At 71.5% G+C, this 22,481-nt stretch carries 19 protein-coding genes; 14 read left to right on the forward strand and 5 right to left on the reverse strand.

Annotated elements, in window-relative coordinates:
* Nucleotides 1-8: 8 nt before the first annotated feature.
* Both ABD347_RS03060 and ABD347_RS03065 read right to left on the reverse strand, forming a co-directional pair.
* Nucleotides 9-776, reverse strand: a complete 768-nt coding sequence (locus tag ABD347_RS03060; RefSeq protein ID WP_344355997.1) for a phosphatase — start codon at nt 774-776, stop codon at nt 9-11.
* Between the two features lie 70 nt (nt 777-846).
* A complete protein-coding gene (locus ABD347_RS03065; protein WP_344355998.1) occupies nt 847-1,425 on the reverse strand; it encodes an SACE_7040 family transcriptional regulator in 579 nt (192 codons plus the stop codon).
* A 77-nt stretch (nt 1,426-1,502) separates the two neighbouring features.
* On the opposite strand from ABD347_RS03065, the gene ABD347_RS03070 reads away from it, so the two are divergent.
* The 10 genes from ABD347_RS03070 to ABD347_RS03115 all read left to right on the forward strand — a co-directional run bounded on the left by ABD347_RS03070 (nt 1,503) and on the right by ABD347_RS03115 (nt 14,580).
* On the forward strand, nt 1,503-3,119 hold the full coding sequence (locus tag ABD347_RS03070; protein ID WP_344356368.1) for a carboxyl transferase domain-containing protein: 1,617 nt from the start codon (nt 1,503-1,505) through the stop codon (nt 3,117-3,119).
* Between the two features lie 7 nt (nt 3,120-3,126).
* The gene (locus ABD347_RS03075) at nt 3,127-5,064 is read left to right on the forward strand and encodes an acetyl-CoA carboxylase biotin carboxylase subunit (protein WP_344356000.1); all 1,938 of its coding nucleotides are present in this window, start codon (nt 3,127-3,129) and stop codon (nt 5,062-5,064) included.
* Nucleotides 5,061-6,020 carry a hydroxymethylglutaryl-CoA lyase gene (locus ABD347_RS03080; RefSeq protein WP_344356002.1) on the forward strand — a complete coding sequence of 320 codons (960 nt, stop codon included), beginning with the start codon at nt 5,061-5,063 and terminating at the stop codon, nt 6,018-6,020. Before ABD347_RS03075 ends, ABD347_RS03080 begins: the two co-directional genes overlap by 4 nt.
* 3 nt (nt 6,021-6,023) lie before the next feature.
* On the forward strand, nt 6,024-7,184 hold the full coding sequence (locus ABD347_RS03085; protein ID WP_344356004.1) for an acyl-CoA dehydrogenase family protein: 1,161 nt from the start codon (nt 6,024-6,026) through the stop codon (nt 7,182-7,184).
* A 179-nt stretch (nt 7,185-7,363) separates the two neighbouring features.
* Nucleotides 7,364-8,407, forward strand: a complete 1,044-nt coding sequence (locus ABD347_RS03090; RefSeq protein ID WP_344356006.1) for an ABC transporter substrate-binding protein — start codon at nt 7,364-7,366, stop codon at nt 8,405-8,407.
* Between the two features lie 4 nt (nt 8,408-8,411).
* Entirely contained in the window at nt 8,412-9,281 is an 870-nt protein-coding gene (locus ABD347_RS03095) for a siderophore-interacting protein (RefSeq protein WP_344356008.1), read from the forward strand.
* A 299-nt stretch (nt 9,282-9,580) separates the two neighbouring features.
* Complete coding sequence (locus ABD347_RS03100) at nt 9,581-11,023, forward strand: pyridoxal phosphate-dependent decarboxylase family protein (RefSeq protein ID WP_344356010.1); 1,443 nt, start codon at nt 9,581-9,583, stop codon at nt 11,021-11,023.
* Nucleotides 11,007-12,269 (forward strand): lysine N(6)-hydroxylase/L-ornithine N(5)-oxygenase family protein, encoded by a 1,263-nt coding sequence (locus ABD347_RS03105; protein WP_344356012.1) that lies wholly within the window; start codon nt 11,007-11,009, stop codon nt 12,267-12,269. The genes ABD347_RS03100 and ABD347_RS03105 overlap by 17 nt, the downstream gene beginning before the upstream one ends.
* Nucleotides 12,266-12,817, forward strand: a complete 552-nt coding sequence (locus tag ABD347_RS03110; protein ID WP_344356013.1) for a GNAT family N-acetyltransferase — start codon at nt 12,266-12,268, stop codon at nt 12,815-12,817. The genes ABD347_RS03105 and ABD347_RS03110 overlap by 4 nt, the downstream gene beginning before the upstream one ends.
* Nucleotides 12,814-14,580 carry an IucA/IucC family protein gene (locus ABD347_RS03115; protein WP_344356014.1) on the forward strand — a complete coding sequence of 589 codons (1,767 nt, stop codon included), beginning with the start codon at nt 12,814-12,816 and terminating at the stop codon, nt 14,578-14,580. The genes ABD347_RS03110 and ABD347_RS03115 overlap by 4 nt, the downstream gene beginning before the upstream one ends.
* A gap of 60 nt (nt 14,581-14,640) precedes the next feature.
* Here ABD347_RS03115 and ABD347_RS03120 read toward each other — a convergent pair whose 3' ends face one another.
* The gene (locus tag ABD347_RS03120) at nt 14,641-16,254 is read right to left on the reverse strand and encodes a beta-N-acetylhexosaminidase (protein ID WP_344356016.1); all 1,614 of its coding nucleotides are present in this window, start codon (nt 16,252-16,254) and stop codon (nt 14,641-14,643) included.
* A gap of 316 nt (nt 16,255-16,570) precedes the next feature.
* On the opposite strand from ABD347_RS03120, the gene ABD347_RS03125 reads away from it, so the two are divergent.
* Nucleotides 16,571-16,846 carry a hypothetical protein gene (locus ABD347_RS03125; protein ID WP_064069380.1) on the forward strand — a complete coding sequence of 92 codons (276 nt, stop codon included), beginning with the start codon at nt 16,571-16,573 and terminating at the stop codon, nt 16,844-16,846.
* Between the two features lie 37 nt (nt 16,847-16,883).
* Nucleotides 16,884-18,701 (forward strand): glutamine--fructose-6-phosphate transaminase (isomerizing), encoded by a 1,818-nt coding sequence (gene glmS, locus ABD347_RS03130; protein ID WP_344356019.1) that lies wholly within the window; start codon nt 16,884-16,886, stop codon nt 18,699-18,701.
* A gap of 185 nt (nt 18,702-18,886) precedes the next feature.
* Here glmS and ABD347_RS03135 read toward each other — a convergent pair whose 3' ends face one another.
* Both ABD347_RS03135 and ABD347_RS03140 read right to left on the reverse strand, forming a co-directional pair.
* The gene (locus ABD347_RS03135; protein ID WP_344356021.1) at nt 18,887-19,165 is read right to left on the reverse strand and encodes a hypothetical protein; all 279 of its coding nucleotides are present in this window, start codon (nt 19,163-19,165) and stop codon (nt 18,887-18,889) included.
* A gap of 158 nt (nt 19,166-19,323) precedes the next feature.
* Nucleotides 19,324-19,845: a universal stress protein gene (locus ABD347_RS03140; RefSeq protein WP_344356023.1), complete on the reverse strand. Its 522-nt coding sequence runs from the start codon at nt 19,843-19,845 to the stop codon at nt 19,324-19,326.
* 982 nt (nt 19,846-20,827) lie between these two features.
* On the opposite strand from ABD347_RS03140, the gene ABD347_RS03145 reads away from it, so the two are divergent.
* Together ABD347_RS03145 and ABD347_RS03150 are read left to right on the forward strand one after the other, a co-directional pair.
* Nucleotides 20,828-21,148 carry a hypothetical protein gene (locus tag ABD347_RS03145; protein ID WP_344356025.1) on the forward strand — a complete coding sequence of 107 codons (321 nt, stop codon included), beginning with the start codon at nt 20,828-20,830 and terminating at the stop codon, nt 21,146-21,148.
* 377 nt (nt 21,149-21,525) lie between these two features.
* Nucleotides 21,526-22,481: helix-turn-helix domain-containing protein (locus ABD347_RS03150; protein ID WP_344356027.1), on the forward strand; the 956-nt coding region annotated here is incomplete at its 3' end.

Here is a 22,481-nt window from a genome sequence, read left to right on the forward strand (position 1 = left end):
CCCGTGGCTCAGAGCAGCCCGGCCGCGTCCAGCAGGTACGCCGTCATCGGCTCGTAGAAGCGCGGGTCGACGACGTGGTCGTCGAGCGGGACCGTGACCTGCATGGTGCCCTCGGCCTCGCCGATGAAGAGGGCGGGGTCGTTGCAGTCGGCGTACCCGATGGAGTCGACGCCCCGCTGCCCCGCGCGGCCCGCCCAGCCGTGGTCGGCCACGACCAGGTCCGGCTGGACGTCCAGGTGGTCGAGGATGGCGTTCATCGGCTCCGGCGAGTGGGTGTGCCACAGGCTCGCGCCGCGCTCGAAGACCGCGACGTCCGCGAACTGCACGACGTACCCCTCGTCCGCGACGAGCCCGCCCGGGATCCGGACGATGTCGCACCCGGCGCTCCGCAGGGCGGCGGCGGTCCGGCTGTGCACGTCCAGCAGCGCGCCGGGGTGCCCGGTGGCGAACAGCACCCGCTGCTTCCCGGCGGCGGCCTTGCGCAGCCGCGCCGCCATCCGGTCCAGCGCGTCGACGGTCAGCTCCGGGTCGATGGTGTCCTGCCCGGCCCGGTGCGCCGGGTCGTCGTTGACCCCGCACCGCTCGGCCATCACGGCGAGCACGTCCTGCTCGTCGGTCCACCGGTCGCCCAGCTCCAGACCCAGCCAGTAGTGGCGGTCGCCGTTCGCCAGCTTGCGGTAGTGGGAGAGGTTGTTGTCGCGGGGCGTGGCGACGTCTCCGGCGATACGGGTACGGACGAGGTGCTCGACGAGGGCGGCGCGGCTGGGTATCGGCATGGCCCCATTGTGCCGCCCCGACACGGTCGGTGGCGGTGTCGTTCCGCCCCGTGGACGTGTCGCGGTCCGCTCACGCCCCCAGCGACCCGAACGCCCCGTGGGCCAGGCGGCGCAGGAGCGACTCCATGGCGGTGCGGCCGAGCAGGCCGATGTGCGGGGTGGAGTTGAGCAGGCCGAACACGGCGTGGACGGTGGCCCGCGCCTCCGCCTCGGGGGGCGCCGGGTACAGCTCGCGCACCACGGTGACCCACAGCTCCAGGTACTGCCGCTGGAGCTGGCGCACCCTCTTTCGGTCGGTCTCCCGGAGGCGGTCCAGCTCGCGGTCGTGCAGGGTGATCAGGGGGCGGTCGTCGAGCGCGAAGTCGATGTGCCCGTCGATGAGCGAGCCGAGCAGCGCCTCGGGGTCGCCCGCCGCCTCCTGTACGCGTCGCCGGCCGCCGTCGAGGAGCCGCTCGCTGATGCCGACCAGCAGCTCGGCGAGCATGGCGTCCTTGCCGGGGAAGTGCCGGTAGAGGCCGGGGCCGCTGATGCCGACGGCCGCCCCTATCTCGTCGACGCCCACACCGTGGAAGCCGCGCTCGGCGAAGAGGCGGGCGGCCTCCTTGAGGATCTGTTCGCGGCGCGTCGGGGCGTCGGTCCTGGTGCTCATGGATTCGATTCTAGACAAGGCGGTTAGCGGTCGTTAACCTGATGGACACACGTTAACGGTCATTAACTGGGGGCATGATGCAGCAGGCGCCCGTGCTGACCAGCACGGCAGACCCGGCCTCCGCCGCGTGGCAGGCCAACGAGGCGGCGCACCACGAGCTCGCGGACGGGCTGCGCGCCCGGCTGGCCGCCGCCCGGCTCGGGGGCGGTGAGAAGGCCCGCGCCCGGCACACCGCGCGCGGCAAGCTGCTGCCGCGCGACCGGGTGGACACCCTCCTGGACCCCGGCTCGCCCTTCCTGGAGCTGGCTCCGCTGGCGGCCGAGGGGATGTACGACGGACAGGCGCCCGCCGCCGGGGTGATCGCCGGGGTGGGCCGCGTCAGCGGCCGCGAGGTGGTCGTGGTGGCGAACGACGCGACCGTCAAGGGCGGCACGTACTACCCGATGACGGTCAAGAAGCACCTCCGTGCCCAGGAGGTGGCCCTGGAGAACCGTCTCCCGTGCGTCTACCTGGTGGACTCGGGCGGCGCCTTCCTGCCCAAGCAGGACGAGGTCTTCCCCGACCGGGAGCACTTCGGGCGGATCTTCTACAACCAGGCCCGCATGTCCGGCGCCGGCATTCCGCAGATCGCCGCCGTCCTCGGCTCGTGCACCGCCGGCGGGGCGTACGTCCCGGCGATGAGCGACGAGGCCGTGATCGTGCGGAACCAGGGCACCATCTTCCTGGGCGGCCCGCCGCTGGTGAAGGCGGCGACCGGCGAGGTGGTGACGGCCGAGGAGCTGGGCGGCGGCGAGGTCCACTCCCGTACGTCCGGGGTCACCGACCACCTCGCCGAGGACGATGCCCACGCGCTGCGGATCGTGCGGAACATCGTCTCCACGCTCCCCGCGCGCGGCCCGCTGCCCTGGTCGGTGGAGCCGGCCGAGGAGCCGAAGGTCGATCCGGCGGGGCTGTACGGCGCGGTGCCCGTCGACTCGCGCACGCCCTACGACGCGCGGGAGATCATCGCGCGGGTCGTGGACGGCTCGCGGTTCCAGGAGTTCAAGTCCGAGTTCGGCCAGACCCTGGTCACCGGCTTCGCCCGGATCCACGGCCATCCGGTCGGGATCGTCGCCAACAACGGCATCCTGTTCGCCGAGTCCGCCCAGAAGGGCGCCCACTTCATCGAGCTGTGCGACCAGCGCGGCATCCCGCTGCTCTTCCTGCAGAACATCTCCGGCTTCATGGTCGGCCGGGACTACGAGGCGGGCGGCATCGCCAAGCACGGCGCCAAGATGGTCACCGCCGTGGCCTGCACGCGCGTGCCGAAGCTGACGGTCGTCGTCGGCGGTTCGTACGGCGCCGGCAACTACTCGATGTGCGGCCGGGCCTACAGCCCCCGCTTCCTGTGGATGTGGCCCAACGCCAAGATCTCCGTCATGGGCGGCGAGCAGGCCGCCTCCGTCCTGGCCACCGTCAAGCGCGACCAGATCGAGGCGCGCGGCGAGTCCTGGTCCGCCGAGGACGAGGAGGCGTTCAAGGACCCGATCCGCGCCCAGTACGAGCAGCAGGGCAACGCCTACTACGCGACGGCCCGGCTCTGGGACGACGGTGTGATCGACCCGCTGGAGACCCGCCAGGTGCTGGGTCTGGCCCTGACCGCTTGTGCCAACGCCCCGCTGGGTGAGCCCGGCTTCGGCGTCTTCCGGATGTGAGGGACTGATGTTCACGACTGTTCTTGTCGCCAACCGGGGCGAGATCGCGGTCCGCGTCATCCGTACGCTGCGGGCCCTCGGCATCCGCTCGGTCGCCGTCTTCAGCGACGCGGACGCCGACGCCCGCCACGTACGGGAGGCGGACACGGCGGTACGGATCGGGCCGCCGGCCGCCACCGAGAGCTACCTGCGGGTGGACCGGCTGCTGGAGGCGGCCGAACGGACCGGCGCCCAGGCGGTCCACCCGGGGTACGGCTTCCTGGCCGAGAACGCCGCCTTCGCTCAGGCGTGCGAGGACGCGGGCCTGGTGTTCATCGGGCCGCCGGCCTCCGCGATCGCCCTCATGGGCGACAAGATCCGCGCCAAGGAGACGGTGGAGGCGGCCGGTGTGCCGGTGGTGCCCGGCTCCTCGGGGAGCGGGCTGAGCGACGATGAACTGGCGTCGGCGGCCCGGGAGATCGGCATGCCGGTGCTGCTGAAGCCCTCGGCGGGCGGCGGCGGGAAGGGCATGCGCCTCACCCGGGTCGAGTCGGCCCTGCTGGAGGAGATCGCCGCCGCCCGGCGCGAGGCGCGGGCGTCGTTCGGCGACGACACGCTGCTGGTGGAGCGGTGGATCGACCGGCCCCGGCACATCGAGATCCAGGTCCTTGCGGACGGCCACGGCAACGTCGTCCACCTCGGCGAGCGCGAGTGTTCCCTCCAGCGCCGCCACCAGAAGATCATCGAGGAGGCCCCGTCCGTCCTGCTGGACGAGAAGACCCGCGCGGCGATGGGTGAGGCGGCCGTGCAGGCGGCCCGCTCGTGCGGCTACCGGGGCGCGGGGACGGTGGAGTTCATCGTCCCGGGCGGTGACCCTTCCGCCTACTACTTCATGGAGATGAACACCCGGCTCCAGGTCGAGCACCCGGTCACCGAGCTGATCACGGGGGTGGACCTGGTGGAGTGGCAGCTGCGGGTGGCCGCCGGGGAGCCCCTCGGGTTCACCCAGGACGACATCACCCTCACCGGCCACTCCATCGAGGCCCGCCTCTGCGCGGAGGACCCCTCCCGGGGCTTCCTGCCGTCGGGCGGCACGGTCCTCGCACTGGCCGAGCCGGCGGGCGACGGGGTGCGGACCGACTCGGGCCTGAGCGAGGGCACCGAGGTCTCCAGCCTCTACGACCCGATGCTGGCGAAGGTCATCGTCCACGCGCCCGACCGCCCGACCGCGCTGCGCAGGCTCCGGGCGGCCCTCGCCGGCACGGTCACCCTCGGCGTCCCGACGAACGCCGGTTTCCTGCGCCGCCTCCTCGCCCACCCGGACGTCGTCTCGGGCGACCTGGACACGGGCCTGGTGGAGCGGGACGTGGACGGCCTGGTCCCCGGGGGCGTGCCGGAGGAGGTGTACGAGGCCGCCGCGGCGGTACGGGAGGAGGCGCTGCGGCCCCGGCCGGACGCCGGCGGCTGGACGGACCCGTTCTCGGTGCCCAGCGGGTGGCGGCTCGGCGGCGAACCGGCACCTCTGACGCACTGGCTGCGCGTACCGGGCCAGGAACCCGTCGCCCACCGCACCCGGGGCCACGCGCGCGTGACCGGCGAGCGCGTCACCGTCACCCTGGACGGCGTCACCCACACCTTCCACCGCGCCGGGACATGGCTCGGCCGGGACGGCGACAGCTGGAACGTCCTGGACCACGACCCCGTGGAGGCGTCGCTCAGCCGGACCGCGCACGGCGGAGCCGACTCGCTCACCGCGCCCATGCCGGGGACGGTCACCGTCGTGAAGGTGGCCGTCGGGGACGAGGTGACGGCCGGGCAGGGCCTGGTCGTCGTCGAGGCCATGAAGATGGAGCACGTCATCGCCGCCCCGCACGACGGCACCGTCACCGAGCTGGACGTCACGCCCGGCACCACCGTCGCCATGGACCAGGTGCTGGCCGTGGTGGCCTCCAAGGAGGAGCGATGACCACCGCACCCACCGGTCTGCCCATGACCGTGCCCGCGGACGGCCTGCCCGCCCGGGTGCGGATCCACGAGGTCGGCGCGCGCGACGGCCTCCAGAACGAGCAGGGCGTCGTCCCCACCGAGGTGAAGGCCGAGTTCATCCGGCGCCTGGCCGGCGCCGGACTGAGCACCATCGAGGCGACCAGCTTCGTCCACCCCAAGTGGGTGCCCCAGCTCGCCGACGCGGAGAAGCTTTTCCCGATGGTGCGTGACATACCGGTCGGACTTCCGGTCCTGGTACCGAACGAGCGGGGGCTGGACCGGGCGCTGGCGCTCGGGGCGCGCGAGGTGGCCGTGTTCGCCAGCGCCACCGAGTCGTTCGCGAAGGCCAACCTGAACCGCACCGTCGACGAGGCGCTCGCCATGTTCGCCCCCGTCGTCACCCGCGCCGTCGAACACGGCCTCACCGTGCGCGGCTACCTGTCCATGTGCTTCGGCGACCCCTGGGAGGGGCCCGTCCCGGTCGGCCAGGTCGTCGCCGTCTGCCGCCGCCTGAAGGACATGGGCTGCGACGAACTGAGCCTGGGCGACACCATCGGCGTGGCCACCCCCGGCCATGTGACCCGGCTCCTCACCGCCCTGAACGAGGCGGGCGTGCCCACGGACACGCTGGCCGTGCACTTCCACGACACCTACGGCCAGGCGCTCGCCAACACCCTCGCCGCCCTCCAGCACGGCGTCACCACGGTCGACGCCTCCGCCGGTGGCCTGGGCGGCTGTCCGTACGCCAAGTCCGCCACCGGCAACCTCGCCACCGAAGACCTCGTGTGGATGCTCCACGGCCTCGGCATCGAGACCGGGGTCGACCTCGGCCGGCTCACCGCCACAAGCGTGTGGCTGGCCGGACAGCTGGGCCGTCCCAGCCCCTCCCGCACCGTCCGCGCCCTCGGCGGCGCGGCCTCCCACAAGGAGTCCTGAGTCATGCCCCTGGACCACCGGCTCTCCCCGGAACACGAGGAACTGCGCCGTACCGTGGAGGAGTTCGCCCACGAGGTCGTCGCCCCGAAGATCGGCGACTTCTACGAGCGCCATGAGTTCCCGTACGAGATCGTCCGCGAGATGGGGCAAATGGGACTGTTCGGTCTGCCCTTCCCGGAGGAGTACGGCGGCATGGGCGGTGACTACCTGGCCCTCGGCATCGCCCTGGAGGAGCTGGCCCGCGTGGACTCGTCCGTGGCCATCACCCTGGAGGCGGGCGTCTCGCTCGGCGCGATGCCGGTCTACCGCTTCGGCACCGAGGAGCAGAAGCGCCAGTGGCTGCCGCGCATGTGCGGCGGGGAGATCCTGGGCGCGTTCGGGCTGACGGAGCCGGGCGCGGGCTCGGACGCGGGCGGTACCCGCACCACGGCCGTGCGGGACGGTGACGAGTGGGTCATCAACGGCTCCAAGTGCTTCATCACCAACTCCGGTACGGACATCACGGGCCTGGTCACGGTCACGGCGGTCACCGGCCGCACCCCCGAGGGCAAGCCCCTGATCTCGTCCATCATCGTGCCGTCCGGCACTCCCGGCTTCACGGTCGCCGCGCCCTACTCGAAGGTGGGCTGGAACGCCTCGGACACCCGTGAGCTGTCCTTCTCCGACGTCCGGGTGCCGGTGTCGAACCTGCTGGGCGAGGAGGGGCGCGGGTACGCCCAGTTCCTGCGCATCCTCGACGAGGGCCGCATCGCCATCTCGGCGCTCGCGACGGGCCTGGCACAGGGGTGTGTGGACGAGTCGGTGAAGTACGCCAGGGAGCGGCAGGCGTTCGGCCGGCCGATCGGCGCCAACCAGGCCATCCAGTTCAAGATCGCCGACATGGAGACGCGGGCGCACATGGCCCGGATCGGGTGGCGCGACGCGGCGTCCCGCCTGGTGAGCGGTGAGCCCTTCAAGAAGGAGGCGGCGGTGGCGAAGCTGTACTCGTCGACGGTCGCCGTCGACAACGCGCGTGAGGCGACCCAGATCCACGGTGGCTACGGCTTCATGAACGAGTATCCGGTGGCCAGGATGTGGCGCGACTCCAAGATCCTGGAGATCGGCGAGGGCACGAGCGAGGTCCAGCGGATGCTGATCGCGCGGGAGTTGGGTCTGACCGGCTGACCGACGGCGTCTCCCGGGGCCGCCGCCGTCCTTCGGCGGCGGCTGTGCCGTGTCCGGTCCCCCGGCGCACCGTGGTCCATCGCACACCGGGCCACCCTCTGGACAAGGCGTGAGGTTAGGCTAACCTACCTTCGAACTTGCCCGGTGGCCGAATACGGCCGTACGAAAGCGACTCCGCCATGTCCAGCAACGCCCGAGCCACCCATCTCACCCGCCGCGGTCTGCTCGCCGCGGGCGGCGCCCTCGGGCTGGGCGCCGCGCTCGTCGCGTGCGGAGGCGGAAAAGACGACAAGGCTTCTTCCAAGGCCGCCGAGAAGTCCGGCCCCTGGAAGTTCACCGACGACCGCAACAAGACGGTCGAGCTGAAGTCCACCCCGAAGAACATCGTCGCCTTCATCGGCACGGCTGCCGCGCTTCACGACTACGGCATCGAGGTCAAGGGCGTTTTCGGCCCGACGACCGTCAAGGACCCGAAGACCGGCAAGGACAAGCCGGACATCCAGGCCGGTGACCTCGACGTCACCAAGGTGAAGAACCTCGGCAACGTCTGGGGTACGTTCAACATCGAGGAGTACCTCAAGCTCGAGCCCGAGCTGCTGGTCTCGGCGATGTGGGACAAGGACGTCCTGTGGTACCTCCCGCCGCAGTCCCACGACAAGATCGTCAAGCTGGCCCCGACGGTCGCCCTGTGGGCCGCCAACACCACCATGCCGAAGGCGCTGCAGCGCCACGCGGAGCTGGCCGAGTCGCTGGGCGCGGACCTGAAGGACAAGAAGACGGTCGACGCCAAGGCCCGCTTCGAGAAGGCCGCCGCCCAGCTGCGCGCCGCCGCCAAGGCGCGGCCGGAGATCCGCGTCCTGATCGGTTCGGCCAGCCCGGAGCTGTTCTACGTCTCGCTCGCCAAGATGTCCGCGGACACCGCGTACTTCGAGGAGCTGGGCGTGAAGTTCGTGAAGCCGAAGGTGAACGCCCAGGGCTACTTCGAGGAGCTCAGCTGGGAGAACCTCGACAAGTACCCGGCCGACATCGTCATGATGGACAACCGCAGCCAGGCCATCCAGCCGGCGGACCTGAAGTCCAAGCCGACCTGGGCCCGGCTGCCCGCCGTCAAGGCCGGTCAGGTGATCCCGCGCTTCACCGAGCCGATCTACTCCTACGACAAGTGCGCCGTCCTCCTGGAGGACCTGGCCAAGGCGATCGAGAACGCCAAGAAGGTGGCCTGACCCGATGACGACCGCCGCGTCCGCCGCGCCCGCGGCCCCGTTCGCTTTCTTCGGCCTGAAGGTGGTGCGGACGCGGCGACTCGGCCCGTCGCTGGTCCGCGTCACCTTCACCGGGGCCACCGGCGATGAGCTGAAGGCCTTCGCCTCCGGCGGCCTCGACCAGAGTCTGTCGCTGTTCCTGCCGCACCCGGGCCAGCCCGAGCCGGTCATGCCGCCCGTGGTGGACGGGGACCTGTACGGCGCGCTCGGCGCGTGGCGGGCCATGCCGGACGAGGTGCGGGCGGTGATGCGCTCGTACACCGTGCGGGAGCAGCGCCGGGACCCGGAGGAGGTCGACATCGACTTCGCCCTCCACGAGGACGGCGGCCCGGCGTGCCGCTGGGCCGCGCAGGCCTCGCAGGGCGACCGGGTGGTCGTCCTCGGCCCGGCCGTCACCGACAACACGGGGGTGCGCTTCCGGTTGCCGCAGGACGCGGACGAGGTGCTGATCTGGGGTGACGAGACGGCGCTGCCCGCCGCCTCGTCGATCCTGGAGTCCCTGCCGGCCGGGACGAGGGCCCGGGTGTGGCTGGAAGTCCCGTACGCGGCCGACCGGCTGGAGCTGCGGACCGGCGCGGACGTGACCGTCACCTGGCTGGTCCGGGAGGAGGGCGCCCCCGCCGCCGTCGACGCCGTACGCGCCGCCGAGCTCTCCGGCACGGCTCCGTACGCCTGGATCGCGGGCGAGGCCGGGTCGGTCAGGGCGCTCCGCCGCCACCTGGTGAACGAGCGCGGGATCGACCGCCGGCGGGTGACGTTCGTCGGCTACTGGCGCAGGGGCCTGAGCGAGGACGCGCTCCGGGAGGCCCCGGAAGCGACCGACGACGAGCCCTAGACCGGCACGGCTCACCGGTCCCGGGCGCCGGACCTGGCGGGCACCTGTTCCGGACGGCCCCGTGGCACCGCGCCACGGGGCCGTCCGGACGTCCGCGAGCAGCCGCGCCGCCGCCACCGGCTCCCGGGGGCGGGGCGGGGCGAGGCGGCGCAACTGCCGGGCCCCAAGGGGCCGGTGGGACCCCGGGTGCTGTTGCAGATTCAAATTAGGTTAGGCTAACCTTACTTACGCCACGGCTCCTCAACCCCCTCCTGTCCCCTGAGGGCCGTTCGAGTCCCCGTACCCGGGAGGACAATCGCATGCGCTCGCACCTGCTCAATGACGCAACCGCCGAGCAGTACCGGCGTTCCGTCACCGAAGGAGTCGAGCGGGTGGCGAGCCGGCTCGCCTCCACCCGACGGCCGTTCACCGGCGTCACCCCCGACGAACTGGCGCCGCTCGTCTCGGCCGTCGACCTCGACAGGCCGCTCGGCGACGCCTCCGCCGCCCTCGACGAGCTCGAGCAGGTCTACCTCCGCGACGCCGTCTACTTCCACCACCCGCGCTACCTGGGCCACCTCAACTGCCCGGTCGTCATCCCCGCCGTCCTCGGCGAGGCGGTCCTCTCGGCCGTCAACTCCTCGCTGGACACCTGGGACCAGAGCGCCGGCGGCACCCTCATCGAGCGCAAACTGATCGACTGGACCACCGGCCGCATCGGCCTCGGCCCGGCCGCCGACGGCGTCTTCACCAGCGGTGGCACACAGTCCAACCTCCAGGCGCTGCTGCTGGCCCGCGAGGAGGCCAAGACGGACGACCTGGCGAAACTGCGCGTCTTCTCCTCCGAGTGCAGCCACTTCAGCGTCCAGAAGTCGGCCAAACTCCTCGGCCTGCCCCCGCAGTCGGTCATCGCGATCCCCACCGACCGCGACAAGCGGATGCAGTCCGTCGCCCTCGCCGCCGAACTGGAGCTGTGCGCCGCCCAGGGCCTGACGCCGATGGCGATCGTCGCCACCGCCGGCACCACCGACTTCGGCTCCATCGACCCGCTCCCCGAGATCGCCGAACTCGCCGCCCAGTACGGCGCCTGGATGCACGTCGACGCCGCCTACGGCTGCGGCCTGCTCGCCTCCCCCACCCGCCGTCACCTCCTCGACGGCATCGAGCGCGCCGACTCGGTCACCGTCGACTACCACAAGTCCTTCTTCCAGCCGGTCAGTTCGTCGGCCGTGCTGGTCCGCGACGGCGCCACGCTGCGCCACGCCACCTACCACGCGGACTACCTCAACCCCCGGCGCACGGTGGAGGAGCGGATCCCGAACCAGGTCGACAAGTCGCTCCAGACCACCCGCCGCTTCGACGCGCTCAAGCTGTGGATGACGCTGCGCGTCATGGGCGCCGACGGCGTCGGCGAGCTCTTCGACGAGGTGTGCGACCTGGCCTCCGCCGGCTGGGACGTACTCGCCGCCGACCCCCGCTACGACGTGGTCGTCCAGCCGTCCCTGTCCACCCTCGTCTTCCGCTACATCCCCGCCGCCGTCACCTCGCCCGCCGAGATCGACCGCGCCAACCTCCACGCCCGCAAGGCGCTGTTCGCGTCGGGCGAGGCGGTCGTCGCCGGCACGAAGGTCGACGGCCGCCAGTACCTCAAGTTCACCCTGCTCAACCCCGAGACGACCGTGCACGACATCACCGCCGTCCTCGACCTGATCGCCGGCCACGCCGAGCAGTACCTTGGAGAGAACCTTGTCCACGCCTCTTGACTTCATCGGTATCGGACTGGGTCCGTTCAACCTCGGCCTCGCCTGCCTCACCGAGCCGATCGACGAGCTCAACGGCGTCTTCCTGGAGTCCAAGCCCGCTTTCGAGTGGCACTCCGGGATGTTCCTCGAAGGTGCCCACCTGCAGACGCCGTTCATGTCGGACCTCGTCACCCTCGCCGACCCGACGTCGCCGTACTCCTTCCTCCAGTACCTCAAGGAGAACGGCCGGCTCTACTCGTTCTACATCCGCGAGAACTTCTACCCCCTGCGGACCGAGTACAACGACTACTGCCGCTGGGCCGCCGGCAAGCTGAGCAGCATCCGCTTCTCCACCACGGTCGAGACCGTCGAGTACGACGCCGGGGAGGAGCTGTACGCGGTGCGCACCACCACCGGTGAGACGTTCCGCGCCCGTCACCTCGTCCTGGGCACCGGCACCCCGCCGTACATCCCGGACGCCTGCCGGGGCCTGGAGGGCGACTTCATCCACAACTCCCGCTACCTCCCCCACAAGGAAGCGCTTCAGAAGAAGAAGTCGATCACCCTCGTGGGCAGCGGCCAGAGCGCCGCCGAGATCTACTACGACCTGCTCGGCGAGATCGACGTCCACGGCTACCGGCTGAACTGGGTCACCCGCTCCCCGCGCTTCTTCCCGCTGGAGTACACCAAGCTCACGCTGGAGATGACCTCGCCGGAGTACGTGGACTACTTCCACGCGCTCCCCGAGGCCACCCGCTACCGCCTGGAGTCGCAGCAGAAGGGGCTGTTCAAGGGCATCGACGGCGAGCTGATCGACGCCATCTTCGACCTGCTTTACCAGAAGAACCTCGGCGGTCCGGTCCCCACGCGCCTGCTCACCAACTCGTCGCTGAACTCCGCGACGTACCAGGACGGCACGTACACGCTGGGACTGCGCCAGGAGGAACAGGACAAGGACTTCGAGATCGAGACCGAGGGCCTGATCCTCGCCACCGGCTACAAGTACGTCACGCCCGAGTTCCTGAACCCGGTCAAGGACCGGATCCGCTGGGACGGCCGGGGCCGCTTCGACGTCGCCCGCAACTACTCCATCGACACGACCGGCCGCGGCATCTTCCTGCAGAACGCCGGCGTGCACACCCACTCGATCACCAGCCCCGACCTGGGCATGGGCGCCTACCGCAACGCGTACATCATCGGCGAGCTGCTGGGCTCCGAGTACTACCCCGTCGAGAAGTCCATCGCGTTCCAGGAGTTCGCCGTATGAGCACCACCCTGTCCCTCGGGACGTTCACCTTCCGCCCGCTCGACCCCCTCACGGACGGCGAGCTCGTCCACGGCTGGGTCACCCACCCGAAGGCCGGGTTCTGGATGATGCAGAACCACACCGTCGCGGACGTCGAGCGCGAGTACATGGCCATCGCGGCCAACGAGCACCACCACGCCTTCATCGGCCTGCACGACGGCGAGCCCGCGTTCCTGATGGAGCGCTACGACCCGTCGGAGGTCGAGCTGGTGGGCCTGTACGAGGCCCGGCCCGGCGACGTCGGCATGCACTTCCTGGTCGCCCCGACCGACGCCCCCGTCCACGGCTTCACCCGCGCCGTGATCACCGCCGTGATGGCGGAGCTGTTCCGCGACCCGGCGACCGAGCGGGTCGTCGTCGAGCCCGACGTGCGCAACAAGGCCGTCCACGCGCTCAACGAGGCCGTCGGCTTCGAGATAGCCGAGAAGATAGCCAAGCCGGAGAAGGACGCCTACCTGAGTTTCTGCACCCGGGAACGGTTCCAGGCCGCCGTGGGGGCCGCCCGATGAACCCCGTCGCGCACCTCACCCCCGAGCGCTGGGCACACGCCAACCGCCTGCTCGTCCGCAAGGGCCTCGCCGAGTTCACCCACGAGCGGCTCCTGACGCCGGAGCCCCTGGGCGACGACCGGTACCGGGTCCTCAGCGACGACGGCACCATCGAGTACCGCTTCGCCGCCGACCGGTACGCCCTCGACCACTGGCAGGTCGACGCCGGCTCCATCAGCCGCCACCGGGGCGCCGAGGAGCTCCCGCTGGACGCGCTGCGGTTCATCATCGAACTGCGCGGTTCCCTCGGTCTGAGCGACGAGATCCTCCCGGTCTACCTGGAGGAGATCTCCTCCACCCTCTCCGGCACGGCCTACAAGTCGGCCAAGCCGCGGGTCACCGCCGCCGAGCTGGCGAAGGCCGACTTCCAGGCCGTCGAGACGGGCATGACCGAGGGCCACCCCTGCTTCGTCGCCAACAACGGGCGCCTGGGCTTCGGCATCGACGAGTACCACGCCTACGCGCCGGAGGCCGCGAACCCCGTCCAGCTGATCTGGCTGGCCGCCCACCGCGACCGCACCACCTTCACGGCCGGCGCGGGCATCGACTACGAGACGTTCGTCCGCGCCGAGCTCGGTGACGCGGCCGTCGACGGCTTCGCCAGGACCCTCGCCGACCAGGGCCTGGACTTCGCCGACTACCTCCTCGTGCCCGTCCACCCCTGGCAGTGGTGGAACAAGCTGTCCGTCACCTTCGCCGCCGAGATCGCCCAGCGGCGCCTGGTCCTCCTCGGCGAGGGTGACGACCGGTACCTGGCCCAGCAGTCGATCCGTACGTTCTTCAACACGAACGACCCGGCCAAGCACTACGTCAAGACGGCCATCTCGGTCCTCAACATGGGCTTCATGCGCGGCCTGTCCGCCGCGTACATGGAGGCGACCCCGGCCATCAACGACTGGCTGGCCGGCGTCATCGAGAACGACGACGTCCTGAAGGCGGCCCGCTTCTCGATCATCCGCGAGCGCGCCGCGGTCGGCTACCGCCACCTCGAGTACGAGGCCGCGACCGACCGGTACTCCCCGTACCGCAAGATGCTCGCCGCGCTGTGGCGGGAGAGCCCGGTGCCGACCGTCGAGGACGGGCAGCGCCTGGCCACCATGGCGTCGCTGCTGCACACCGACGACGAGGGCGCGTCGTTCGCGGGCGCGCTGATCGCCGAGTCGGGGCTCGCGCCCACCGAGTGGCTGCGCCGCTACCTGGACGCGTACCTGCTGCCGATCCTGCACACCTTCTACGCCTACGACCTCGCCTGGATGCCGCACGGCGAGAACGTGATCCTGGTGATCGAGGACGGCACGGTCCAGCGTGCGATCTTCAAGGACATCGCCGAGGAGATCGTGGTGATGGACCCCGACGCGGTGCTGCCGCCGGCGGTCGAGCGGATCAGGGCCGACGTCCCGGAGGACGCGAAACTGCTGTCCGTGTTCACGGACGTCTTCGACTGCTTCTTCCGCTTCCTGGGCGCGACCCTCGCCGCCGAGGGCGTGGTGGGCGAGGACGACTTCTGGCGGACGGTCGCCGAGTGCGTGAAGGCGTACCAGGAGGCGAAGCCGGAGCTGGCGGACAAGTTCGCGCAGTACGACATGTTCGCCGACGAGTTCACGCTCTCGTGCCTCAACCGCCTCCAGCTGCGCAACAACAAGCAGATGGTGGACCTGGCGGACCCCTCCGGCGCGCTGCAGTTCGTGGGCACGCTGGTGAACCCGATCGCGCGTTTCGCGTAAGTCACGGGCCGGCCGGGGCGCTGAACGGAGTACGGTCCTCCGTCCGGCGCCCCGGCTGTTTCACCCGGTCCGCCAGGGCACCTGCGGCGACCGGTGGAAGTCCACGCCCAGCGCCTCCAGGCGCGGCCCCTGCCCCGCGAGCCGCTGCCGGTAGCCCTCCCAGTCGTGGGACGCGGCCGGGGACCAGCCCAGCTCCGCCGCGCTCAGCAGCCGGGGGAAGGCCATCCGGTCGATGTGCGCGCCGGAGGAGATGGTCTCGGTCCACAGCGGTGCCTCGACACCCCTGACGGCGCTCGCGGGGGCGCCCGGCAAGTAGGTGCCGGGGTCCCAGTCGTAGGACCGCCGCACCTCGACGTATCCGGCCCAGGACAGGCCGAGCGGGGTGTCCTTGGTGTACTTCATGTCGAGGTAGAGCCGGTCGGCGGGCGACAGGATCAGGCCGGTGCCGTTCCGCGCGGCCTCCGCCACCCGTGCCTTCTCGGCGTCGCCGGTGCGGTCCAGGCCCCAGTACTGGACGAGCGCGCCCTTCGCCGGGTTCGCGCCGGCGAGCTGGTGCCATCCGACGACCGTCTTGCCGTACTTCGCCACGGTCGCCTGCGCCCGGTCCATGAAGGCGACGTAGTCCTCGTGGCGGGTGGAGTGCGCCTCGTCACCGCCGATGTGGAGATACCGGCCGGGGGTGAGCGCGGCGAGCTCACGGATGACGTCGTCGACGAAGTCGTACGTGATGTCCTTGGCCACGCACAGGCTGCTGAAGCCGACCTCGGTGCCCGTGTAGAGGGACGGGGCGACGCCGTCGCAGTTGAGCTCGGCGTACGAGGCCAGCGCGGCGTTGGTGTGGCCGGGCATGTCGATCTCGGGTACGACCTCGAGGTGGCGGGAGGCGGCGTACGCGACGATGTCGCGGTACTGGGCCTTGGTGTAGTGGCCGCCCGGGCCGCCGCCGACCTGGGTGGAGCCGCCGTGGGTGGCCAGGCGCGGCCAGGAGTCGATCGCGATGCGCCAGCCCTGGTCGTCGCTGAGGTGCAGGTGCAGCTTGTTGATCTTGTAGAGCGCCATCTGGTCGATGTAGCGCTTGACCTGTTCGACGGTGAAGAAGTGCCGGGACACGTCGAGCATCGCGCCCCGGTAGGCGTAGCGGGGAGTGTCGGTGATCGTGCCGCCGGCGACCTTCCAGGGGCCGGGCTGCCGGGTGTCCTTCTCCACGGAGGCCGGCAGTTGCTGGCGCAGCGTCTGGACGCCGTGGAAGAGCCCGGCCGGCTCGCGGGCGGTGATGGTGACGCCCCCCGGCCCCGATTCCAGCCGGTAGCCCTCTTCGCCGAGCGCCGTCTCGCGGCCGCTGAGCCGCAGCCGGATGCCGCCGGTGCCGCCGTCGCCGGTGACCGGCAGGGCGTACCCGGTGGAGGGCCGGAGCACCTCCGCGAGGTAGGTCCCGATGCGGCGGGCCTCGCGCGCGTCGCCGTCCACGCGGATCCGGGTGCGGGCGGTCAGGGTGTAGGGGCTGCCGCCGGGGCGTACGGAGGCGGGTGCCGGCACGATGTCGCCGAGTGGCCGCGCGGCGGGCGGGGCGGCGGTCCCGCCGGGGGCGGCTCCGGTGCCGGCGGCCCCGGCCACCACGACGAGCAGCAGTGAACCGAGCAGGCGGAGGCGGGGGAACGTGCTGCGCTGTCTCACAAGCGGTCCCTTCGACGGGCGTCGCGACTGTGGCCGTGCAACCGGACGGTCACCATGCGTACCGTGCACCCCAGGACCGGTCAAGGTGTAGACCACTTCCGGACTCCCTCGATCACGGTACGGCCGCACCCGGACGCCCTGCCGCGGCTGCTGCGGGAGCCGGGCGAGCCGCACCGGACGGGGGTCCTCACCGGCCACGAGTTCACCACCACGAAAACAGGCAGTTCTCCAGCAACTGTAAGCAAAACGGACCCACCCCTGCCCGATACCGGGCAGGAATGTTGCCATCCGCATGCCCGTCCTCCAATATCTACGAGTGCTCGAACACCGCCCGTCGCACGACGACCTCATCGACCACCTGGTCCGCAGCACCGCGCTCCAGCGCGGTGAGGCCGCCCGGGTGGTGCTCGACGTGCTGGCGTACTTCGACGAGACGACGGAGGAGTTCGTCCGCCGCCGCCACCGCGAACTGCAGTCCGGCGGCGAGGTCAACGCCACGATCTTCGAGCGGATCGCGGCCGAACTGCCGCACCGCGCCGTGGCGCCACCGGAGCTCTCGCTCCGGCAGCTGCGCCGCATCGTCTACGGCTGAGCACACACCCGCAATCATTTCGGAGGGGCAACACTTTATGTGCGGAATCGTCGGTTACATCGGTAAGCGCGACGTGGCTCCGCTGCTGCTGGAGGGTCTGGCGCGGCTGGAGTACCGGGGGTACGACTCGGCGGGCATGGTCATCACCAGCCCGAAGTCCAGCGGCCTGAAGATGGTCAAGGCCAAGGGCCGGGTCCGTGACCTGGAGGCCCGCGTCCCCAAGCGCTTCACCGGCACCACCGGCATCGCCCACACCCGCTGGGCCACGCACGGCGCCCCGAGCGACGTCAACTCCCACCCGCACATGGACCCCGAGAACAAGGTCGCGGTCGTCCACAACGGCATCGTCGACAACGCCGCCGAGCTGCGCGCGAAGCTCGAGGCGGACGGCGTGGTGTTCGCCTCGGAGACCGACACCGAGGTCCTCACCCACCTGATCGCCCGCTCCCAGGCCGAGACGCTGGAGGAGAAGGTCCGCGAGGCGCTCAAGGTCGTCGAGGGCACGTACGGCATCGCCGTCATGCACGCCGACTTCAACGACCGCATCGTCGTCGCGCGCAACGGCTCGCCGGTCGTCCTCGGCATCGGCGAGAAGGAGATGCTCGTCGCCTCCGACATCGCCGCGCTGATCGCCCACACCCGTCAGATCGTCACCCTCGACGACGGCGAGATGGCCACCCTGAAGGCCGACGAGTTCCGTACGTACACCACCTCGGGGACGCTGACCACCGCCACGCCCGAGACCGTGGAGTGGGAGGCAGCCTCCTACGACATGGGCGGCCACGACACGTACATGCACAAGGAGATCTCCGAGCAGGCCGACGCCGTGGACCGCGTCCTGCGCGGCCGCATCGACGAGAAGTTCTCCACCGTGCACCTCGGCGGCCTGAACCTGGACGCCCGCGAGGCCCGCGGCATCCGCCGGGTGAAGATCCTCGGCTGTGGCACCTCCTACCACGCCGGCCTGATCGGCGCCTCGCTGATCGAGGGGCTGGCCCGGATCCCGGCCGACTCCGAGCCGGCCTCCGAGTTCCGCTACCGCAACCCGGTCGTGGACCCCGACACCCTGTACATCGCCGTGTCGCAGTCCGGTGAGACCTACGACGTGCTGGCCGCCGTCCAGGAGCTCAAGCGCAAGGGCGCCCGCGTCCTGGGCGTCGTGAACGTGGTGGGCTCCGCCATCGCCCGTGAGGCGGACGGCGGCGTGTACGTCCACGCGGGCCCCGAGGTCTGCGTCGTCTCCACCAAGTGCTTCACCAACACCGTGGTCGCCTTCGCGCTGCTCGCCCTGCACCTGGGCCGGATCCGTGACCTGTCGGTCGCCGACGGAAAGCGGATCATCGAGGGCCTGCGCAGGCTGCCCGGTCAGATCCAGGAGATCCTCGAGAGCGAGGAGGACATCAAGAAGCTCGCCGCCGAGTACGCGAACGCCAAGTCGATGATGTTCATCGGCCGCGTCCGGGGCTACCCGGTGGCCCTGGAGGCCTCCCTGAAGCTCAAGGAGATCTCCTACATCCACGCCGAGGCGTACCCGGCCTCCGAGCTCAAGCACGGCCCGCTGGCGCTCATCGAGCCCGCCATGCCGACCGTCGCGATCGTCCCGAACGACTCCCTGCTGGAGAAGAACCGCGCCGCGATGGAGGAGATCAAGGCCCGCAGCGGCAGGATCCTCGCGGTCGCGCACCAGGAGCAGGAGAAGGCGGACCACACGATCATCGTCCCGAAGAACGAGGACGAGCTGGACCCGATCCTCATGGGCATCCCGCTCCAGCTCCTGGCCTACCACACGGCCCTGGCCCTGGGCCGGGACATCGACAAGCCGCGGAACCTCGCGAAGTCCGTCACGGTCGAGTAGTTCGCGCCGCCACTGACGGCCGAGGCGACAACCGGGCAGCCCCCGCGCCGAGCGACCACGTCCGCGAGAGCGGCGCCGGCTCGGGCGCGGGGAGGCGGCGACGACCCCCGGCGCGTACCACCAACGCGCCGGGGGTCGCCCTTTCGTACGGCCGGTGCCGCCCGCGCACCGGCCTCGTGGCCGCTTCAGCCGGTGGCCGTCACACCCCGGTCCGCGGCGCGTCCTCCGAGCTGGGGGCATGTGGCGGGCGACGCGGTCGCGCGCAGCGCGGAGGCGCCGGAGACGGAGAGGGTGACCCCGCCGGCCCGGGTCGCGAGGGAGGCGGCGTCGGACGCCGTGACGTTGCCGAGCACACCGGTGCCGCCGGCACCGAACGCCGGCGGCGTCGGACCGAGTGCGAGGTGGCCGAGAGCGAGGCGGCCGAGAGCGGAAGCGGCACTCCCCGCGGAGGCGTCGTCGTCCACAGCGGGCTCCCTCCGTGCTCAGGTGCGGTCGCGCTGTTTCCCAGCCACCTGGATATACCCTTCACAAGCGCACGACGCACCTGTCGAAGCGGCCCGATCTCCCCTGCGGGAGCGGGACGTGACGCCGCGTCACCGAGGGACGGCGGCCAGGGCGCGTGCTACGGGATGACGACGACCGGCCGCTGGGCGCGCCGCGCCAGCCGTCCGGCGACCGAGCCGAAGATGCGGCCGACGATGCCGTGCGTGGAGCCGACGACGATGGCGTCGGCCGAGTACTCCCGGCCGACCTCCTCCAGCTCGTGGCAGATGTCGCCGCCGCGCTCGACCAGGATCCACGGCACCTCGGAGAGGTAGTCGGCGCAGGCCAGCTCCAGCCCGAGCACCTCGGTGCGGTGATCCGGTACGTCGACGAAGACGGGCGGCTCGCAGCCGGCCCAGACGGTGGTGGGCAGCCGGTTCGCCACATGCACGATGATCAGACCGGAGCCGGAACGGCGGGCCATGCCGATGGCGTACGCGAGCGCTCGCTCGCTGGAGGTCGAGCCGTCGAATCCGACGACCACCCCGTGCTGGAAGGCGGGGTCGCAGGAGTGGCGTGTCTGGTCCGCCGCGAGGGGGTCGACCGGGGAGTCGGCGACTTGCCTGCGGTCCGCGGGTTCAGGGATTTCGTGACCGGCCATCGGTGTCTCGGCGAAGAACGTCCTCGTGGGAAGGAGCAGGGGTACATCGGTTGGCGGCGGAGCTCTGTCCGGGAATCATCTTCCCAACCCCATACCCCCAAGGGTACGGCGACACTCCTCCACTGCCCAGTGCCCGCCACCCTGCCGCGGCGGCCACACGGCGTTCCAGGGAGCATGCACGAGCCCGTGCCGTATGGCAATGCCGGATGCCCCTTACAGCCGTCCGCCGCCGCCCCGCCGGGCCGCCCGCCCCGGGGGCCGGTGACCACACCGGGACGCCCACCCGTCCGGGGCCGCCCGCCCCGGAGGCCGGTGAACACGCCGGGCCGACACCCCCTCCTGGGGCCGTGCACGCCCCGCTCGGTGGCCCTGACGCCCGCACCCGGGGCCGACGCGCCCGGGATCGGCGCCCCGCCGGGGCCGACACGACGGCATCAGGTACCACCCGGTCCCCACGCCCTCCGGGAGCCGACCGGCCGGGATCGGCGCCCCGCCCAGGGCCGATGCACCAGGTTCGGCGCCCCCGGGGCCGGCGCCCCGCCCAGGGCCGATGCACCAGGTTCGGCGCCCCCCGGGGCCGACGCGCCGCACGCGCGCGGGGCCCGGGCCGGCGCGGCGCACGACGAGGGCCGGTGGCGAGGGCCCCGGGGGCGTACGGGCGGTCCGGATCGCCGCGCCGGCGGTTCGCCGACCGGCCGGGAAGGGCACCGCCCGGCCGGACTCGACGCCCGGCGGGGCGCCCGCGGCCGCCCTTCGTCACGCTGCGTAGCAATGGCCGGAACCATGCCGACCGACCGGTACTATCACCGGCGCTCCGGCCAGGATCACGGACCGCCCGAAGGCGTACCCCCGGCGCCCCCGCCACCCCCGTCCGTCCGGGGGCGCGGGGCAGTGACCGGGGCGGCCGGTCGTCGTTGGCCACTCGGTCCGACCGGTCATACCGCAGTCCCCAGTCCGCGGTCCACAGCCCAAGGGAGCCTCCGTGCCCGCACACCCGCCCGCCCCCGCCCCGTCGTCCGCGTCCGAGTCGGCGAGCGACGTGGTGCGCTGGGCAGCCTTCAGCTGTGCCCTGGTCCCCGTGGTCCTCCTGGTCTACGGCACGTCCTTCGGCGGCGCGGCCGGCACGGCGGTGGGACTGGCCGCCGTGACCGCCGCCTGCCGGGTCCTGCTGCGCCGATCCGAGCGGGTGGCCGAGGAGGACCGGCGCCAAACCGTCCCGCACCGCGCGGGCCGGCACTCGCGACCGGGGCCCGGGGCGCACCGCGGGGGCCGTCACGGCGTGGGGTGCACACCCCGGGACTGACGTGTTCGCACAGACGCGCCCGTATGTTTTCGGCCAACTTCGGTCGGGTGGCCATTCCTTGCCGAAATGGCCTGCCAACCCCCTTGTCACCAGGCGAGAAAGGACCGCGGCGGCCGCTCGCACCCTACGCGGATGGGCCATGCGCGTGAGGCGGCCTTCCCTGCGGGGCCCGCGAGTGGAACGCTTCGTGATCGAATGCTTCGCGCCAAGTTGCCTTGTCGACTTAGTGCCGGATGCGGAACTTGTCACTCCGGCGCCACGGGACGCAGTAGATTCGATCATGACTATCGAAGACTGGGGACTCGTGCAAAACCGAGGGGAAACGTGCAGGAGCGACAGGACCTAGGAGACGCGAACACCGAGGGGGGCTTAGCGTCATGAGCCAGGACTCCGCCGCACCGGAGACCGGACGGAAACTGTCCGGACGGCGCCGCCGCGAGGTCGTCGCAGTACTGCTGTTCAGCGGCGGCCCCATCTTCGAGAGTTCCATCCCACTCTCGGTGTTCGGGATTGACCGCCAGGACGCCGGGGTTCCGCGATACAGGCTGCTCGTCTGCGCGGGCGAGGACGGACCGCTGCGGACCACCGGCGGGCTCGAACTCAGCGCGCCGTACGGCCTGGAAGCCATCAGCCGGGCCGGCACCGTCGTCGTACCGGCCTGGCGGTCGATCACCTCGCCGCCACCGGCCGAGGCGCTCGACGCGCTGCGCCGGGCGCACGAGGAGGGCGCCCGCATCGTCGGCCTGTGCACCGGCGCGTTCGTACTGGCCGCCGCCGGCTTACTGGACGGGCGGCCCGCCACCACGCACTGGATGTACGCGCCGACACTCGCCAAGCGTTACCCGTCGGTCCACGTGGACCCGCAGGAGCTGTTCGTCGACGACGGCGACGTGCTGACCTCCGCCGGAACGGCGGCCGGGATCGACCTCTGTCTGCACATCGTGCGCACGGACCACGGCACGGAAGCGGCCGGGGCACTCGCCCGCCGGCTCGTCGTGCCGCCCCGGCGCAGCGGTGGGCAGGAGCGGTACCTGGACCGGTCGCTGCCGGAGGAGATCGGGGCCGACCCGCTCGCCGAGGTGGTCGCCTGGGCGCTGGAGCACCTCCATGAGCAGTTCGACGTGGAGACGCTGGCGGCGAGGGCGTACATGAGCCGGCGGACGTTCGACCGCCGCTTCCGCTCACTGACGGGGTCCGCCCCGCTCCAGTGGCTGATCACCCAGCGGGTGCTCCAGGCCCAGCGGCTGCTGGAGACGTCCGACTACTCGGTCGACGAGGTGGCGGGCCGCTGCGGCTTCCGCTCGCCGGTCGCGCTGCGCGGGCACTTCCGCCG

Source organism: Streptomyces gobitricini (assembly GCF_039532985.1).
GTDB classification, from domain to species: domain Bacteria; phylum Actinomycetota; class Actinomycetes; order Streptomycetales; family Streptomycetaceae; genus Streptomyces; species Streptomyces gobitricini.

Excerpts from the sequence above, each read along its gene's own strand:
- ABD347_RS03060 (WP_344355997.1), bottom strand. The coding sequence starts at position 776 with ATGCCGATACCCAGCCGCGCCGCCCTCGTCGAGCACCTCGTCCGTACC.
- ABD347_RS03065 (WP_344355998.1), bottom strand. The coding sequence starts at position 1,425 with ATGAGCACCAGGACCGACGCCCCGACGCGCCGCGAACAGATCCTCAAG.
- ABD347_RS03070 (WP_344356368.1), top strand. The coding sequence starts at position 1,503 with ATGCAGCAGGCGCCCGTGCTGACCAGCACGGCAGACCCGGCCTCCGCC.
- ABD347_RS03075 (WP_344356000.1), top strand. The coding sequence starts at position 3,127 with ATGTTCACGACTGTTCTTGTCGCCAACCGGGGCGAGATCGCGGTCCGC.
- ABD347_RS03080 (WP_344356002.1), top strand. The coding sequence starts at position 5,061 with ATGACCACCGCACCCACCGGTCTGCCCATGACCGTGCCCGCGGACGGC.
- ABD347_RS03085 (WP_344356004.1), top strand. The coding sequence starts at position 6,024 with ATGCCCCTGGACCACCGGCTCTCCCCGGAACACGAGGAACTGCGCCGT.
- ABD347_RS03090 (WP_344356006.1), top strand. The coding sequence starts at position 7,364 with ATGTCCAGCAACGCCCGAGCCACCCATCTCACCCGCCGCGGTCTGCTC.
- ABD347_RS03095 (WP_344356008.1), top strand. The coding sequence starts at position 8,412 with ATGACGACCGCCGCGTCCGCCGCGCCCGCGGCCCCGTTCGCTTTCTTC.
- ABD347_RS03100 (WP_344356010.1), top strand. The coding sequence starts at position 9,581 with ATGCGCTCGCACCTGCTCAATGACGCAACCGCCGAGCAGTACCGGCGT.
- ABD347_RS03110 (WP_344356013.1), top strand. The coding sequence starts at position 12,266 with ATGAGCACCACCCTGTCCCTCGGGACGTTCACCTTCCGCCCGCTCGAC.
- ABD347_RS03115 (WP_344356014.1), top strand. The coding sequence starts at position 12,814 with ATGAACCCCGTCGCGCACCTCACCCCCGAGCGCTGGGCACACGCCAAC.
- glmS (WP_344356019.1), top strand. The coding sequence starts at position 16,884 with ATGTGCGGAATCGTCGGTTACATCGGTAAGCGCGACGTGGCTCCGCTG.
- ABD347_RS03140 (WP_344356023.1), bottom strand. The coding sequence starts at position 19,845 with ATGGCCGGTCACGAAATCCCTGAACCCGCGGACCGCAGGCAAGTCGCC.